Genomic DNA, 15,533 nt, shown 5'->3' on the forward strand with positions numbered 1-15,533 from the left:
ACGCGAAGGTTCGGTCACACAAACCCTGGATCGGCGAGATGGCGGCCGATCGGGCTTCAGGTCAGGTGGCGGGAGCGACGATCGCCGGGACGATGTCGCCGATGCTGCCCTGCAGCAGGTGGGTGGCGTAGCGATCCATGTTGGTCTCGTCGCCGTTGACGATGATCACGTCGGCTCCTCCGGCGTTGGCCCGTGGAACACAGTTGGCAGCGGGATACACCGAGAGCGTCGAGCCGACGGCGAGCATCACGTCGCACTCGTCGCTCACCCGCATCGCACGGTCGATCACCTCCGGGATCAGGGACTGCCCGAAGCTGATCGTGTCGGACTTCAGGATCCCACCGCATTCGAGACACGCCGGGTCGACGTCTCCCGCACGGACACGAGCGAGGGCCTGCTCCATCGGCCGACGATCCTCGCACTCCCAACAGCGGGTGAACCACACGGTGCCGTGGACCTCGATCACCTTCGCCGGGTCGTTGCCCGCCTTCTGATGCAGCCCGTCGATGTTCTGCGTGACGATGGCGTGGAGCCGCCCCTGACGTTCGAGTTCGACGATGGCCGCGTGCCCACGGTTCGGCTCCGCCGTCCACGCCGGCGTGGTCAGCCGGTTCTGCCACGCCGCCTGGCGCACCTCCGGCTCGTTCAGATAGTGGGTGATGTTCGACGCCTTCTCGGCGGCCGGGTTCTTGGTCCACACCCCGTTCGGGCCACGGAAGTCGGGAATCCCCGAGTCGGTACTGATACCGGCTCCCGTCAGCACCACGACGCGCCCGGCATCGCGGAGTACCTCACGGACGCGAGAGATCTGTTCGCCGTCGATCGCTTCCATCACCGTCTCACCATCACCATCACACGCACCATCTCACCTGCACCATCTCACCTTGCCCGATCCGAACGTGTCGCCGCCACTCCCGCCCCAGATCGCGTCCGACGCCGCTCGCGGCGATCGTTGCGGAATACTGGAGCAGTGCGTCGCCGTCGCTTCACCATCTCACTGCTCGCGTCGATGCTCCCCGTCGCAGCCGTCGGAGAACGGGTCGAAGCCGGATGGCTCGACGGGCTCGGTGCGTCGGAGGAAGCAGCCGAGCGAGGCGTGGCGTATCCGACCGAAGCGACGTGCAACCTCAAGACGGTGCGAGCGCTGGCCACTCGCCACCCCGACGTGCGCCAGTTCGTGGTGCTGGTGACCGACTCGTTCACCGACACGACCGGCGACGGGTACGTGGCCGCCCAGCGCAGCTCGGGCGACTGGGTGTGTCAGACCTCCGCCGCCGACGCCCGGTTCGGCCGCAACGGCACGCGACTGCTGCTCGACCGGCGCAGCGGCGACGGCACCACACCAGCCGGCGTGTTCCCGATGGGCGCGATCACCGCGTGGGACGGCGAGCGTCTCAACGTGTTCGGCAACTCCCCCGATCCCGGCGTGAAGAACGGCGTCCTGTACCGAGACGTGCAGCCCGAAGACTGCTGGGGCGCGACGCCCAACGATCCCGACTACAACCACCTGGTCAACGATCCGGGTTGCGCCGGACCCGACGACGAGTGGCTCCCCCGATTCGGCGGCGTCTACTCGCATGCGGCCGTGATCGGCGCCAACCTCGACCCGGTCACCGAAGCGACCTCGGGCGATGCCCCGGGAGAGACCCCGTATGCCGCGGCGATCTTCCTGCACCGACACAGCTACGGGAGCGGACGCACGAGTGGACCCACGCGTGCAACGAGCGGCTGCGTCTCGCTCGCTGCGGCCGAACTGGTCGAGGTGATCACCGCACTCGACCCCGATCTGAACCCGCACTTCGCGATCGGGCCGATCGACCACCTCGTCCAGAGCGCCTGACCGATCACCTTCCCGGTCAGGCGTCGCCTCGGCCGGAACCGGCTCGGGCCGCCCGGCTCTCATCGCGGAGCGCGGCGGTAGCGTGGTCGGCCGTGTCCCAGGTGATCGAAGAAGCAGCACGTCGTCGGACGTTCGCCATCATCTCGCACCCCGACGCGGGCAAGACCACGCTCACCGAGAAGTTCCTCCTGTACGCCGGAGCGATCCAATCGGGTGGCGCGGTGAAGGCCCGCGAAGACCGCCGGTCGGCCACGTCCGACTGGATGGAGATGGAGCAGAAGCGCGGCATCTCGATCTCGTCGACGGCGCTCAACTTCCCGTACCGCGAGCAAGAACTCAACCTGCTCGACACCCCTGGTCACCGCGACTTCTCCGAAGACACCTACCGCGTCCTGTCGGCCGTCGACGCCGTCGTCATGGTCCTCGACGCGGCGAAGGGCATCGAGCCGCAGACGCTGAAGTTGTTCGAGGTCTGCCGCTCACGCGAACTGCCGGTCATCACGTTCCTCAACAAACTCGACCGACCGGGCCTCGAACCGCTCGAACTGCTCGACCAGATCGAAGAACAGATCGGCCTGCGTCCGACACCGGCGACGTGGCCGGTGGGCTCGTACGGCGACCTGCGCGGCGTGCTCGATCGCCGCACCGACGTGTTCACGAGGTTCACCCGCACGGCGCGGGGCTCGAAGATCGCTCCCGAAGAAGACATGGCCGCCGAGCAAGCCGCCGCCGAAGAGGGCGACGCATGGCTCAAGTGCGCCGAGGAGTCGGAGTTGCTCGACGCGATGGGCGCCGACGTCGACATGGAGTCGTTCCTCGCCGGCCAGTCCACGCCGATCTTCGCCGGGTCTGCGCTCACCAACTTCGGCGTGCGCCATCTGCTCGATGCCATCGTCGACCTCGCTCCGGCGCCGCTCCCCCGTGACGACATCGACGGTGAACCCCGCCCGCTCGAAACCGCCTGTTCGGCGTTCGTGTTCAAGGTGCAGGCCAACATGGACCGCAATCACCGTGACCGCATCGCGTTCGCCCGCATCTGCTCGGGCAAGTTCGATCGCGGCATGGTGATGACCTGCGAGCGAACCGGCAAGCCGTTCGCCACGAAGTACGCGTCGACCGTGTTCGGTGCCGAGCGCACGACCATCGACGAGGCGTTTCCCGGCGATGTCGTCGGACTGGTCAACGCCACCGGCCTCAACATCGGCGACACGCTGTACGACGAGACCGGCCCTCGAGTCGAGTTCCCGAAGCTGCCGCAGTTCGCGCCCGAAGTGTTCGCGTCGGCTCGCCCGCAGGATTCGGGCAAGGTCAAGCAGTTCCGCAAGGGCCTCGATCAGCTCGGCGAAGAGGGCGTGGTGCAGGTGCTGCGCGATCCCGACTGGGGTGAGGCATCACCGGTGCTCGCTGCCGTCGGCCAGCTCCAGTTCGACGTGTTCGCCAACCGGCTCGACGTCGAGTTCAACGCGCCGATCGAACTGCTCAGCTCGCCGTACCAGGCGATCCGTCTCACCGACTCCGAGTCGGCCACTGCGCTTCGCGAGAAGCCAGGCGTTCGCATCCTGCAGCGCACCGACGGCGCACTGGTCGCGCTGTTCGAGAACAAGTACGCGCTGCAGCGCATCGAACAGAACGAACCCGAGCTCATGCTCGACCCCATCATCGCCGGCTGACCGACCAGCCATCACCGTTCTGCCCCTCCGATCCGTCACGGATGACGATTCGGCGGGGCAAAACCCGGCCTGCCGCTCACGGTTTTGCCCCTGCGAACCGTCACGGATGACGATTTGGCGGGGCAAAACCCGAAGCTCACTGTTTTGCCCCTGCGAACCGTCACGGATGACGGATTGGAGGGGTAAAACCTGCAGGTGGGGGGGCGTCAGCGGTCGCGGACGAGTTCGACGAAGGTGGTGCCGACGTCGAGCGGGATCCACTCGCCGGTGGCCTCGTCGGCGAACGTGAACGGGTCCTGTGCCGTACGCCGGGCCCAGATCGCCTCGATCGCCACGCCGTTGCGGTGGATGACGGCGCGACCGCGGCCGATCGTGACCGGGTTCGGCGAACGGGCATCGACCGGTGACGGCGCGTGGAACACGTACATCTCGACGACGTTGTTCATCGAGATCTGCGCTCCGGACGCAGAGACGTGAGCTCGGCCGTTCTGCGAGCGACGGTAGAGCCCGGCGTCGGCGTCCCACACCCAGCCGGCGCGGTTGCCGTCCATCTGCACGTCGAACGACGCATCGGGTGACGTGATGAAGTACTCCGGCGCGGACCAGTCGTCGACGATCGGCCACAGTGACCGGGCCGGACCGGCGTCGGCGACGTTGTCGAGCGCGCACGACGGGTTCAGCTGCAGGTTGTGCGGAGCGCTGCGGCTCGAGTTGCGGTTGTAACACGGGCTCTTCTGTGCGGTGAAGTTGACGAGCACTTGTGAACGAGCGGCCGACTCGATCCAGTTGGTCACGCCGCGGTTGCCGCCCGACCAGGCGAGGATCGGACGGTTCATGCTGGCGAAGAGATCGAGGTCACCGGTTCGGGCCGACCGGACCGGACCGGCACGATCGGGCAAACGGGTGTGGAACAGCGCCACGAAGCGCGTCGCCTGCTCGACGTTCTCCTCGATGATCACGTCGGCGAGGTCGAGCCCCCACTGAGGGCGAGCGCTCCCGACGTTGTCGACCTTGACGGCGATGATGGGCGACGCCGCGAGTGCGTCGTCGGCGGGCGTGCCGGTCAGCGCGGCGATGCCGTCGAGTGGTGGCAGCGTCTCGTACGGCGGCCAGACCGGTACGCCGTTCTCGAGCAGCGTCGTGACCGGGGCCATGGTCGTCGTGGTGGACGACGTGGTCGTCGTGGACGTCGTCGTCGTGGTGGTTGTCGTCGGCGGAACCGTCGTGGTCGTCGTGGTGGGGGCGACCGTGGTGCTGGTCGTGGTCGTCTGCGGAACGGTGGTGGCCAACACGACTGCGTCATCTCCGTCGCCATCTCCGCCCGTCAGCCAGACGAGGCCCCCGACGAGGAGCGCCACTGTTCCGAGCAGTGCGCCGCCGACGGCGAGCCGACGACGCGTGAAGTTCGGCTCGCTCTGGCCATCGTCCCCCGACGGATTCGCGGTGCTGGCGTCGTTTCCGAGTTCCACGCCGGACGACGGTACTGCCATCTCGAACGCCGACGTCGGCAGCGCGGCGAGGTTCTGCGACGGCCCTGATCGAGAGTGTCGGTGAACTGGGTCTTTCCCCTTTCGGCCACGTGTCACCCACTGTCGGACTGCCGACTTCCCTCCCGTGCGTCGACTCGCCTGGAAGGCATCCATGACCGAAACACTCGAACAACCACTCCCCTCGTCCTCGACCGATCGCTCGACTCCGAACGCCCGCAGCGCCGACCACACCGCACTGCCCGAGGTGATCCACGTACGTCCGTGGATCGACCCCGTGGTCGACGACAGCGGCCATGACCCGCGCTCGCGTTACGTGGAACGCTTCTGGCTCGGCGTGCTCGGCCCGACGGCGACCTGGCTGCTCCGGCGACTCGTCGCCGGGCTCGACCGGTCGCCCGATGGCTACGAGGTCGACCTCGTCGACACTGCGCGGGCGATGGGGCTCTCGTACACGTCGGGCAGGTCGTCACCCTTCGCCAAAGCGCTCCAGCGGTGCGTGATGTTCGGCCTCGCTCACCAGACCTCAGACGGCCTGGCGATCCGACGACGTGTGCCCACGGTGGCCCATCGCCATCTCCGCCGACTCCCCGCCGCCGTGCAGACCGAGCACGAGACCTGGAGCCAGACCGTGACGCTCGACGAACTCAGCCGGGCCCACCAGCTCGCGATCGCGATGATCGACGCCGGAGACGATCCCGACGCCATCGAGCACCAGTTGATCGCCGTGGGCGTCGGCAACGCCACGGCCGCCGACGTGGCCGACAACCTCGCCCGCCTCTGAACGCGCAACGACCTGGTTGTCTCCATCCGGGATGGAGACAACCAGGTCGTTGGTACGCAGTCGGTGGCGTCGCTCGGGGAGCGTCGTCACCGCGTGATGATCAGCGGATGAAGGCGACGACGTCGACGGCGAGGTGAGTCGCCGACGACGAGAACAAGCAGATCTCACCGTCGTCGTTCACCTCGGCGATGATCTCGTTGCCACCGCTCACACCCGCCTCGTAGTTCAACGACGACGCCGTCGGCGTCGGAAGCACACACGGCGACACCGTCACATACCCACGCGACGACGGATTGATCGCCGTCACGTTCGCAACGACCGCCTTGACGTCGGCCGGGATTCCGGCTCGGCCGGCGATCGGCAGCGTCGTGGTCGAACCCGGGGTGACCGGCCCGCCACCCTGGCTTTCGCCATCGGCGGTGACCTGACCGTCACGGGTCTCGAGCAGACGAGCCGGTGTGATCGATTCGATCGCTCCGGCCGGCAGGTAGCCGACGACGTCGATGGTGACGTCGGTGGCGGTGCTCGCGAACACGCACATGTCGCCGAACTCGTCGAGCTGCACGACGACCTCGTTGCCACGAACTGCGCCGGCGGCGAAGTTGAGGCTCGAGGCCAGCGGCGTCTCGGGCAGGCAGGCGTGCAACGTCAGGTACCCGTTGGTCTCGGGCTTGATCGCGGTGACGTTGACGATCACCGCAGCAGCGTCGTCGGGCACGCCGTTGCGACCGGCCATACCGACGGTCTGCGTCGACCCCGCAACCATCCGGCCGACGCCTTCGAAGCGTCCGTCGGCGGTGTCTTTGCCGGTGCGGGTCTCGAGGGCACGTGCCGGCACGAGCGGACGAACCGCCGACAACTCGGTGGCGTAGGCCACGACGTCGACCGTGAGGTGCGTCGTGCCCTGCGTGAACAAGCACACCTTGCCGTCGGCGCTGAGACCGGTGACGATCTCGTTGCCGACGTTGGAGCCCGGAGCGAAGTTGAGGCTCGACGCATCGGGTCGAGCGGCATCGCAGTCGTAGGCGGTCACGTACCCCGGTCCGTCGGGAGCGATCGCCGTGATGTTCATCACCACCGCGGTCGCACCAGCCGGCACCTCGTCACGTCCGGCGATCTGCACTTCGTAGACCGAGCCCGACGTGCGCTTGCCGCCACCTTCGAACTCACCGTCGATCGTCTCCTGCCCGTCTCGGGTGTCGACGAACCGAGCCGGTGCGATCGATTCGAGCAGCGTCGTGGACTCGACGGAACCGATGTCGATCGTGTCGACGATTCGCTCCTGTCCCCGCTGATCGAGTGCCGGGGCATCGGCGATGGCTGCGTCGCCAGCGTCGATCGCCGGTGAGCCGGGCAGCGGAAGCACCGTGTCGAGCGTTCCGCCGTTGTCGCCCAACGAACCGAGTCGCGGGTCGTCGGTCTCGACGTTCGAGTCGGCGAGGCCGAGATCGGCGACCACTCCGGTCGGCAGCAGCGAGTACTCGGCCTCGACCGTGAGCTCGGGCACCTCCTCGCCGGGGGTAGCCGCGTCTGGCTGCAGCAGTCGCAGGCGGAAGTCATCGATGCCGTGCTCGGCGAGGGTTCCGGCGACGCCGGTGTCGGCGATGATGGTGTGATCGAGTGCGAGCCATCCGCCAGCGGCCTGGATGGGCGCTCCACTGACCGTGTTGTCGCCGATCGTCGAGTGCGCTATGGAGACATCGGCGTAGGCCGTCGACACGATGTGCTCGGAGTCGAAACCGGCAACGGTGACCTGGTCGAAGCTCACCACGCTGTACGCGACCGACACCGGGATGTCGTCGGTGGGCCCCGACGGTGTGAAGTCGACTTCGTCGAGCAGCGGTCGGCCCATGCTGTAGAGACCGACGAAACGGTCGAAGCCTTCGGCCGGGGCGGCGATGGTGACGTTGCTCAGTTCGACGTTGGACTCGTACACCGTCAGACCGCCGTGCCACTGCATGTCGCTCAGCGCCAGCGGTGGATCGACGAGATCGCCGTCGAGTTCGTCGCCCGGTTCGTCGGGGAAGACCTGGAAGTCGCCGATTCCTCGGACGAACACGTGGCTGTTCGAGTTCTCGTCACCGAGTGAGACGTCCGAGACGTTCCACACCTCCGGCTCCTCGGCCGGTTCGTCGACCGCGTCGGGCCGCAGGAAGATCACGCGTCGCGAGTCCCCCTCCAGGCCGAGGCTCGTGTTCGCTGCATCGAGCACGATGCCCGACACGTCGGCCGACGGACCCGAGACCCACATGGATGCTCGGCCGTCGTTGTCTGCGGCCGACAGGACGACATCGCTCACATCGGCGGACCCGTCGTAGGAACGGGCGCCCCCTCGGGCGCTGAGCTCCGCCGTCAGGTCGACATCGCTCATCTCGACCGTCCCGCCGCGTGCGTAGACGCTGCCGTACGTCGTGTCGATCGTGGCTCCCGACAGCGTCGACATCTGGCCCTCGACCTGAACGCGGGCATAGAGCGCACCCTCGGAGTCCGACAGGCCGTCGAGGACGACGTCGGTCACGGTCGTCTCCCCGTCACTCTCGACGTCGATTCGCGCGCCGTCGTAGGCGTTCAGTTGGACACCGCTGACGTCGACGGTCGTGTAGACGTCGTCCGCCCTCAGTCGAGCGTCGTCGCCGGCGGTGAGGGAGATGTCGGTCATGGCGACCGTGTAGATCTCTTCCACGTAGACGTCGACGTCGCGAGACGCCTCGAGATCGAGCCCGGTCAGCACGACGCCGTACGTATCGCCGACGTCGATGGAGATGTTGTTGGCGGTAGCGGTCACGTTCGACACGGTGAGGTACTCGGAGCGATAGACATCGATGTCGAGATCCGAGTCCGACAACGCGACGCTGACCTGCGACAGGGTGACCTCGAAGACGTTGTAGAGCTCGACATAGAAGTCGTTCACATCCGACGCGACCTCGACCGACGTGAGGGCGACCTCGTCGCCGTTGTAGAGCGACACCGTTCCACCGTCGAGTTCGAGGTCGGTCAGCGAGATCTGATCGAAACTGGAGGCGCCGATCGTGTCGAACCCTCCAGAGCTCTCGATCGTCAGACCGCTCACGGTGAGCGAGGCGTCGTGGTACGTGTAGAGCACCTGACCGGTCGGGTTGGTCAGCGTGATGCTGCCGTCGCCCGGGCCGACGATCGCGACGTCGTACTTGATGGTGAGTTGTGACGTGAGGCTGATCGTGCCGGACAGCCCGTCGGCGAACGTGATCGTGTCGAGCGCTCCGTCGCTGTTCGCGTCGAGCACCGCCTGTGCGAGGCTTCCCGGTCCGGACGCGTCGGTGTTGGTGACCTCCGACGACACGGCACCCGCTGGGCTTCCGTTGACGAGGAGCGTTCCGCCGACGACGGTGACGGCTCCGAGCGCCCCCAACTTCTGACGGGTGGTCGCCGACGAATCGATCTGGCCGCTGGTGTCTTTCATGAGATCCTCCCTGATCTTTCGCGACACCCCGATCAAGCGCCGCCCGGGGTCACACTAGGCACGCGTCGTCGCGCGATGCGATTCTTTCGTGCTGGAGATGACCGAAGAGCTCGGTGAACGTGCAGCTCAGCCCGGGTGTCGTCGCACGCAGCCGTCAGCGGATGTAGGCGACGACGTCGACGGCGAGATGAGTCGCCGACGACGAGAACAAGCAGATCTCACCGTCGTCGTTCACCTCGGCGATGATCTCGTTACCACCGCTCACACCCGCCTCGTAGTTCAACGACGACGCCGTCGGCGTCGGAAGCACACACGGCGACACCGTCACATAGCCACGCGACGACGGATTGATCGCCGTCACGTTGACGACGACCGCCTTGACGTCACTCGGAACATCCGCTCGGCCCGCCACCGGCAACGTCGTCGTGGAGCCCGGAGCGACGGGCCCGCCGCCCTGGGCGATGCCGTCGGTCGTGGTCTGACCGGTGCGGGTCTCGAGGATTCGGGCGGGCGGAACCGACTGCACGCCGCCCTCCGGCAGGTAGCCGACGAGGTCAATGGTGAGATCGGTGTCACCGCTGACGTACACGCACAGATCGCCTGAATCGTCGAGTTGGGCGATGATCTCGTTGCCACGGACCTGACCGGCCGACACGTTGAGGCTCGACGCCAACGGACGAGTCGGGAGACACGGGTGCACCGTGACGAAGGTGTTGGTGCTCGGCCGGATCGCCGTGATGTTGAGCACGACGGCAGCCGCGTCGGCCGGGACGCCGAGCCGTGACCGCATCGCGATCTTCTGCTGCGACCCCGCTGACAGACGTCCGATGTTCTGGAATCGGCCGTCGGCCGTTGCTTCACCGAGGCGGGTCTCGAACGCTCGCGCCGGCACGATCGACTGCAACCGCGACAGCGACGTGGCGTACCCGACGACGTCGACGGTGAGGTGCGTGCGCTGCGAGCTGAACAGACACACCTTGCCGTCCGCGCTCAGGCCGGCGACGATCTCGTTGCCGACGTTCGAACCCGGCGCATAGTTGAGGCTCGAGGCCAGCGGGCGCTCGGCGTCGCACGGGTAGGCGGTGACGTACCCGACCGCGTCGGGCGCGACCGCCGTGACGTTGATGACCACCGACGCCGCATCGGCAGGCACGCCGCCGCGACCGGCGATCTGCACCTCGTAGGTGCTCTCGGGGTTGCGCTTCCCGCCCCCTTGCGATTCGCCGTCGAAGGTCGTGGCTCCGTCACGGGTGTCGGCAAACCGGGTCGGCGCGATGGATTGGACGATCGCCGGCAGCTCGACCGAGCCGATGTCGATCGCCGAGCCGGAGATCCGCGATCCACCGAGCTGGTCCGCGTCGGGCGCGTCGTCGATGGCGAGGTCACCGGCATCGACCGCTGGCGATTCGACTGCGGGGAGCAGCGTCTGGGTGAACCCGCCGTTGTCGGCGAGCGGGCCGAGCAGGGCATCGTCGGTCTCGAGGTTGGTGCCATCGAAGCCCGAGTCCTCGTCGAAGAGCGAGTACTCGGCGGTGACCGTGCCGTCGCCGGTGTAGACGTCGTCGCCGTCGTTGTCGACCACGATCGTGTGGTCGAGCAGCAGCGTCGAGTAGCTGTCGACGACGAACACGTAGTCGCTTGCGTTGGTGTTGGACGCGACGGTGCTGTGCGAGAGCACGAGGTCGGAGCTGTCGACCTCGACCACGTACGCACCCGACTGCGTGTTCTCGGCGAATGTCGAGTTGGTGACCGTGACCACCTCGGTGTTGCTCTCGACGTACAACGCGTGGCTCCCGGAGCCGCTCACCGTGACCGCGTCGACGTACGTCGGGCCGCTCATGTCGGAGATGTGCAGCCCTTCGTACGTGGAGCCGGTGATCTCGACCTGGGAGACGGTGGTCGTTCGGTCGACCTCCCAGAGATACATCCCGTCCTCGCCGGAGTTCTCGATCTCGACGTTCGCGATCGAGACGTTGCCCTCGATGTCGAGCACTCCGAGACCGAAGTCGCCCGAGTCGGCGATGGTCACGTCGGAGACCTGCACGTCGCCCCCGATGAGGTCGTAGATCGCCATGCCGTCGACTCCGGAGTCGGAGACCGACACGCGTGCGACGTCGACGCCGCGAGCGGAGTCGTCGGCCCTGAACCCGGTCTGATCGCTCGCCTCGATGGTGACGTCGCGGACGACGAACGAGCTCGGGCCGCGCAGGTACATCCCGGTGCCGCCCGAGTCCGCCACATCCACCCGTTCGACCGTGATCAGGTCGGCCTCGTTGCTGTCGCCGTCGATGTAGATGCCGTCGTCGCCGCTGCCCGTCACGACGACGTCGGCGATCAGTCCGCCGCGCCGAGCAGTGTCGATGTCGATGCCACGGTCGGTGCTTCCGGTGATGATCGTGTCGGTGATGCTGAACTCGTTCACCCCGTCGACCTCGACGCCGGCCGATGCCTGGTCGACCGTGACGTCGACGAGCGCCATCTGGAGGCGTTCGTTGCCCGAGTCGTCGGCGCGGACGCCGGCGTCTTCCGGGTCGTCGATGTCGACGTCGGTGAGTTCGAGCGTTCGGTCGTGATCGGAGAGTGCGATCGCGCTGTTTCCCGGTTTCGAGATCGCCACGTCGGCGAGCACGAGTTCCGATGCTCCGTTGCCGCCGATCGCGTGGGAGCTCGCCTCGTCGAGGGTGATGCCCGACAACGTGAGCGACGCGTCGTTGTAGAGGTAGAGCAGGTTGCCCGAGCTGTTGGTGACGATGAGTTGCCGCCCTGGGCCGACGATCGTGACGTCGTGCTTGATCCGCAACGTCGTGTCGCCGATGTCGATCGTGCCCGACAACGCGTCACCCGAAAACGTGATCGTGTCGGCGTCGGGGTCCTCGTTGGCCTCCTCGATCGCCCGCTCCAGGCTGCCTGCGCCCGTCGCGTTCGTGTTCGTGACTTCGTACTCGGCGGCGCGGACCGCTCCGCCGTCGGTGACCACGACGAGCGTGCCCCCGATGATCGTCACCGTTGCTGCGCTCGCAGCGAATCGCCTGCTGTCGTTGGTGCTCATCGAGCCACCCCTCCCCGTTCGTGTCTGGTCAAGTTGTACCAGGTGTCACGATCGGCCGTCGATGGTGCAGCCATCTCGACGCCCCGGGTGCAGGCACCCCCGAACCTGGTTATTTCCATCCGGGATGGAAATAACCAGGTTTCGGGCGAAGTTGATGACATCGCTCCGGGAGCGACGTCGTCAACTCGGCGGCGGGTCAGGCGGTGGGGGGTGTGAAGTTGCAGGCGAGGTCGATGAGCGTGCGGGTGCCGAAACCGCTGGCGCCCTTCGAGTAGATGCCGGTGTCGGCGTCGATCTTCATCGGGCCGGCGATGTCGAGGTGGGCGTACGGAACGTCACCCGTGAACTCCGACAGGAAGATCGTCGCGGTGATCGTGCCCGCGTAGGGGCCTCCGATGTTCTTCATGTCGGCGTACGGCGTGTCGAGCAGCTTGCGGTAGCGCTTGCGGTCGAGCGGGAGCTGCCAGGTCGGCTCGTCGACGCGCTCCGACGACTCCTTCACCTGATCGACGAAGCTCTGGTCGGTGCCGAGCAACCCGGCGATGTCGGGGCCCAGCGCACCGAGCACGGCGCCGGTGAGCGTGGCGATGTCGACGATCGCGTCGACGCCTTCCTCGACGGCGAGCGACAGACCGTCGGCGAGCACGAGTCGACCTTCGGCGTCGGTGTTGAGCACTTCGACGGTCTTGCCGTTGCGCATCGTGAGCACGTCGCCGAGCTTGAGGGCCGAACCCGACGGCATGTTGTCGGTGCACATGAGCCACGCGGTCACCTTCGACTTGCAACCGAGCGCCTTGAGCGACGACATGGTGGCGAGCACGGCGGCGGCACCCGACATGTCCATCTTCATCGCCTGGTGGAACGCATCACCGCCCTTGATGCTGATGCCGCCCGAGTCGTACATGATGCCCTTGCCGACGAGCGCGAGGTGGCCCTTCGGGTTGCGCGGCGAGTAGGTGAGCTTGACCATGCGCGGCGGCTCGGTGGAGCCGCGGTTGACACCGATCATGCCGCCGCAGCCCATCGCCTCGAGTTGGTCCTTGTTGAACACCTCCACCGTGAGCCCAGCGTCGCTGCCGAGCGCGACGGCCTTGTCGGCGATGTCTTTGGCGTTGAGGTAGGTCGGCGGTGTGTTGGCGAGTTCGCGGGCGAACGCGGCGGCCGAGGCGATGGTCTGGCCGGTGGCGGCTCCGAGTTCGGCGCCCTTCGACCGCTTCGAGCCGGCGACGACCGCGAGCGACTCCAGCTTCGAGCCGGCGTCGTCGGCGGTCTTGAGGCCGACGTAGCGGTATGACGCCAACAGCACACCTTCGACGACCGCTTGGGCGGCTTCGGCCGGGTCGACGCCGTCGACGTCGGCGAGCGTGGTGGCCAGGTCGGCATGCTTGGCGGCACAGCGCCCGAACGCTGCCGCAGCGTCGCGGAGTGCGTTCGTGTCGAGTTCGTCGGGGTCGCCGATACCGACCGCGACGGCGATCCCGTCGTTCGACGGGACGACGAGCGTCTGGCCGACCTTCCCGTCGAATCCGTTGGCCGACAGCGACGAACGGTTCACCCCGAGTTGCCGGGCGACCGATCCCTTCGTGGCGACGGCGTACCCGACCGCCGTGGCGGTCTTGGGCACCGAACGCACGGTGCTGACGTTGACGGCTGTGACTGCTTCGCTCGCATCGATCATCCCGACAGTCTGGCGTGTCGATACCCCACACCTGCACATCCTCTTCGCGGTGCGCCGCCGCGTACCGGCGGCGCCCCCGACCCGTCCGCGCCGACGACACGCTGGGGTTCGACGCCTGCGACGCGATCGGCGAAGTGTGAACGCCGGGTCACGACGGCGTGAACCGAGGTCGGTCTTGTTCGGGCGTTGTCTGATCCGTGTTAATTTGCGCCCCGCGATCGGGGCAGTCCCGTTCCGGTCGCCGATTCACCGTGAACACTCCAAGGAGGAGCACACATGATCAACAGGGGGAAAGCTTCAATGGCGAAGCGCACCGCAGGTGTCCTGATGGCACTCGGCCTCGTGGCCGGCGCCTGCTCGAGCAGCAGTGGCGAAGACAGCGAGAGCGACGATTCGGTCGCGACCGAAGACGACGCACCCGCCGACGAGCCTGCTGACGACAGCGAGCCCGCCGACGAGCCCGCCGACTCGACCGACACGACCGACGAGCCCGAAGAGGTCGAGCAGACCCAGTCCGACGGCAGCCGTCTCCAGGCGGTCATCGACGCCGACGTCGTCCGCTGCGGCGGCAACGAAACGCTTCCGGGCTTCGGCATCGTCGACAGCGACGGCGCGTACTCCGGTTTCGACATCGACTACTGCCGTGTCGTCGCAGCCGCCGTGCTCGGCGATGCCGAAAAGGTCGAAGTCGTCCCGCTCAACGCCGACGCGCGCTTCCCGTCGCTCCAGTCGGGCGACGTCGACGTGCTCATCCGCAACACCACCTGGACCGCGAGCCGTGACGGCGAGCAGGGCGCGAACTTCCTGTTCACGACCTTCTACGACGGCCAGGGCATGATGGTCCCCGCTTCGACGGGCTTCACCGCCCTCGAGGACCTCGCCGACGCCAGCATCTGCGTGCTGTCGGGTACGACCACCGAACTGAACCTCACCTCGGTCTTCAACGCCCGTGGCATCCCGTTCACCCCGGTCGTCTTCGCCGACAACACGGCGCTGCAGCCGGCCTACGAGTCGGGTCAGTGTGAGGCCTGGACCTCCGACGCCTCGCAGCTCGCTGCGTTCAAGTCGTCGATCGAAGGCGAAGGTGGCGAAGAGCAGTTCATCATGGCCGAAGTCATCTCGAAGGAGCCCCTGGGCCCCGTGGTCGCCGACGGCGACACCGAGTGGGCACAGGCCGTGAACTGGGCCGTCATGTCGACGGTGCAGGCGTGGGAGTTCGGCCTCGATTCGTCGAACATCGGCAGCTACAGCGGTGACGACCCGAGCATCCTGGCCTTCACCGGCCAGGCCGAGAACCCGGCTGCGGGCATCGGTCTGCCCGACGACTTCGCCGTGCAGGTCGTGAGCCAGGTCGGCAACTACGAAGAGATCTACAACGAGCACATCGTGCCGATCGGTCTCTCGCTCGAGGGTTCGCCGAACGATCTCTGGACCAACGGTGGCCTCATGTACGTGCCGCCGTTCCGCTGATCGATCAGCAACCGAACACCTGAACACGTCATTCGGTGTCTGACACCGGATGACCGAACACCTGAACACCTGAACACCTGAGAACGGTCGGGGTCGTCGCAGCGTCGACGACCCCG

At 67.0% G+C, this 15,533-nt stretch carries 9 protein-coding genes; 4 read left to right on the forward strand and 5 right to left on the reverse strand.

Annotation, left to right across the window (positions count from 1 at the left end; translation table 11 throughout):
• Positions 1–61 precede the first annotated feature (61 nt).
• The gene (locus tag YM304_RS14570; protein ID WP_041298329.1) at positions 62–832 is read right to left on the reverse strand and encodes an SIR2 family NAD-dependent protein deacylase; all 771 of its coding nucleotides are present in this window, start codon (positions 830–832) and stop codon (positions 62–64) included.
• A 138-nt stretch (positions 833–970) separates the two neighbouring features.
• Between YM304_RS14570 and YM304_RS25585 the strand changes: the two genes are divergently transcribed.
• Together YM304_RS25585 and YM304_RS25590 are read left to right on the forward strand one after the other, a co-directional pair.
• Positions 971–1,840 (forward strand): L,D-transpeptidase family protein, encoded by an 870-nt coding sequence (locus YM304_RS25585; RefSeq protein ID WP_041298330.1) that lies wholly within the window; start codon positions 971–973, stop codon positions 1,838–1,840.
• Between the two features lie 92 nt (positions 1,841–1,932).
• On the forward strand, positions 1,933–3,510 hold the full coding sequence (locus YM304_RS25590; RefSeq protein WP_015442468.1) for a peptide chain release factor 3: 1,578 nt from the start codon (positions 1,933–1,935) through the stop codon (positions 3,508–3,510).
• 206 nt (positions 3,511–3,716) lie between these two features.
• On the opposite strand, the gene YM304_RS14585 is transcribed toward YM304_RS25590, so the two are convergent.
• On the reverse strand, positions 3,717–4,979 hold the full coding sequence (locus YM304_RS14585) for a DUF3048 domain-containing protein (RefSeq protein ID WP_041298331.1): 1,263 nt from the start codon (positions 4,977–4,979) through the stop codon (positions 3,717–3,719).
• 172 nt (positions 4,980–5,151) lie between these two features.
• On the opposite strand from YM304_RS14585, the gene YM304_RS14590 reads away from it, so the two are divergent.
• Positions 5,152–5,781, forward strand: coding sequence for a hypothetical protein (locus YM304_RS14590; RefSeq protein ID WP_041298332.1), 630 nt, complete (start codon positions 5,152–5,154; stop codon positions 5,779–5,781).
• Between the two features lie 100 nt (positions 5,782–5,881).
• On the opposite strand, the gene YM304_RS14595 is transcribed toward YM304_RS14590, so the two are convergent.
• The 3 genes from YM304_RS14595 to YM304_RS14605 all read right to left on the reverse strand — a co-directional run bounded on the left by YM304_RS14595 (position 5,882) and on the right by YM304_RS14605 (position 13,947).
• Complete coding sequence (locus tag YM304_RS14595) at positions 5,882–9,220, reverse strand: choice-of-anchor Q domain-containing protein (protein WP_015442471.1); 3,339 nt, start codon at positions 9,218–9,220, stop codon at positions 5,882–5,884.
• 154 nt (positions 9,221–9,374) lie between these two features.
• Positions 9,375–12,269 (reverse strand): right-handed parallel beta-helix repeat-containing protein, encoded by a 2,895-nt coding sequence (locus tag YM304_RS14600; RefSeq protein WP_015442472.1) that lies wholly within the window; start codon positions 12,267–12,269, stop codon positions 9,375–9,377.
• Between the two features lie 196 nt (positions 12,270–12,465).
• The gene (locus YM304_RS14605; protein WP_015442473.1) at positions 12,466–13,947 is read right to left on the reverse strand and encodes a leucyl aminopeptidase; all 1,482 of its coding nucleotides are present in this window, start codon (positions 13,945–13,947) and stop codon (positions 12,466–12,468) included.
• Positions 13,948–14,274: 327 nt separating this feature from the next.
• Here YM304_RS14605 and YM304_RS14610 point away from each other — a divergent pair, with 327 nt between their 5' ends.
• Positions 14,275–15,417, forward strand: a complete 1,143-nt coding sequence (locus YM304_RS14610) for an amino acid ABC transporter substrate-binding protein (RefSeq protein WP_083908594.1) — start codon at positions 14,275–14,277, stop codon at positions 15,415–15,417.
• Positions 15,418–15,533: the final 116 nt, after the last annotated feature.

It is taken from the genome of Ilumatobacter coccineus YM16-304, from assembly GCF_000348785.1.
In the GTDB taxonomy this organism is placed as follows: domain Bacteria; phylum Actinomycetota; class Acidimicrobiia; order Acidimicrobiales; family Ilumatobacteraceae; genus Ilumatobacter_A; species Ilumatobacter_A coccineus.

Coding starts and splice junctions, on each gene's coding strand:
- YM304_RS14570 (WP_041298329.1), bottom strand. CDS start 832: ATGGAAGCGATCGACGGCGAACAGATCTCTCGCGTCCGTGAGGTACTC.
- YM304_RS14590 (WP_041298332.1), top strand. CDS start 5,152: ATGACCGAAACACTCGAACAACCACTCCCCTCGTCCTCGACCGATCGC.
- YM304_RS14595 (WP_015442471.1), bottom strand. CDS start 9,220: ATGAAAGACACCAGCGGCCAGATCGATTCGTCGGCGACCACCCGTCAG.
- YM304_RS14600 (WP_015442472.1), bottom strand. CDS start 12,269: ATGAGCACCAACGACAGCAGGCGATTCGCTGCGAGCGCAGCAACGGTG.
- YM304_RS14605 (WP_015442473.1), bottom strand. CDS start 13,947: ATGATCGATGCGAGCGAAGCAGTCACAGCCGTCAACGTCAGCACCGTG.
- YM304_RS14610 (WP_083908594.1), top strand. CDS start 14,275: ATGGCACTCGGCCTCGTGGCCGGCGCCTGCTCGAGCAGCAGTGGCGAA.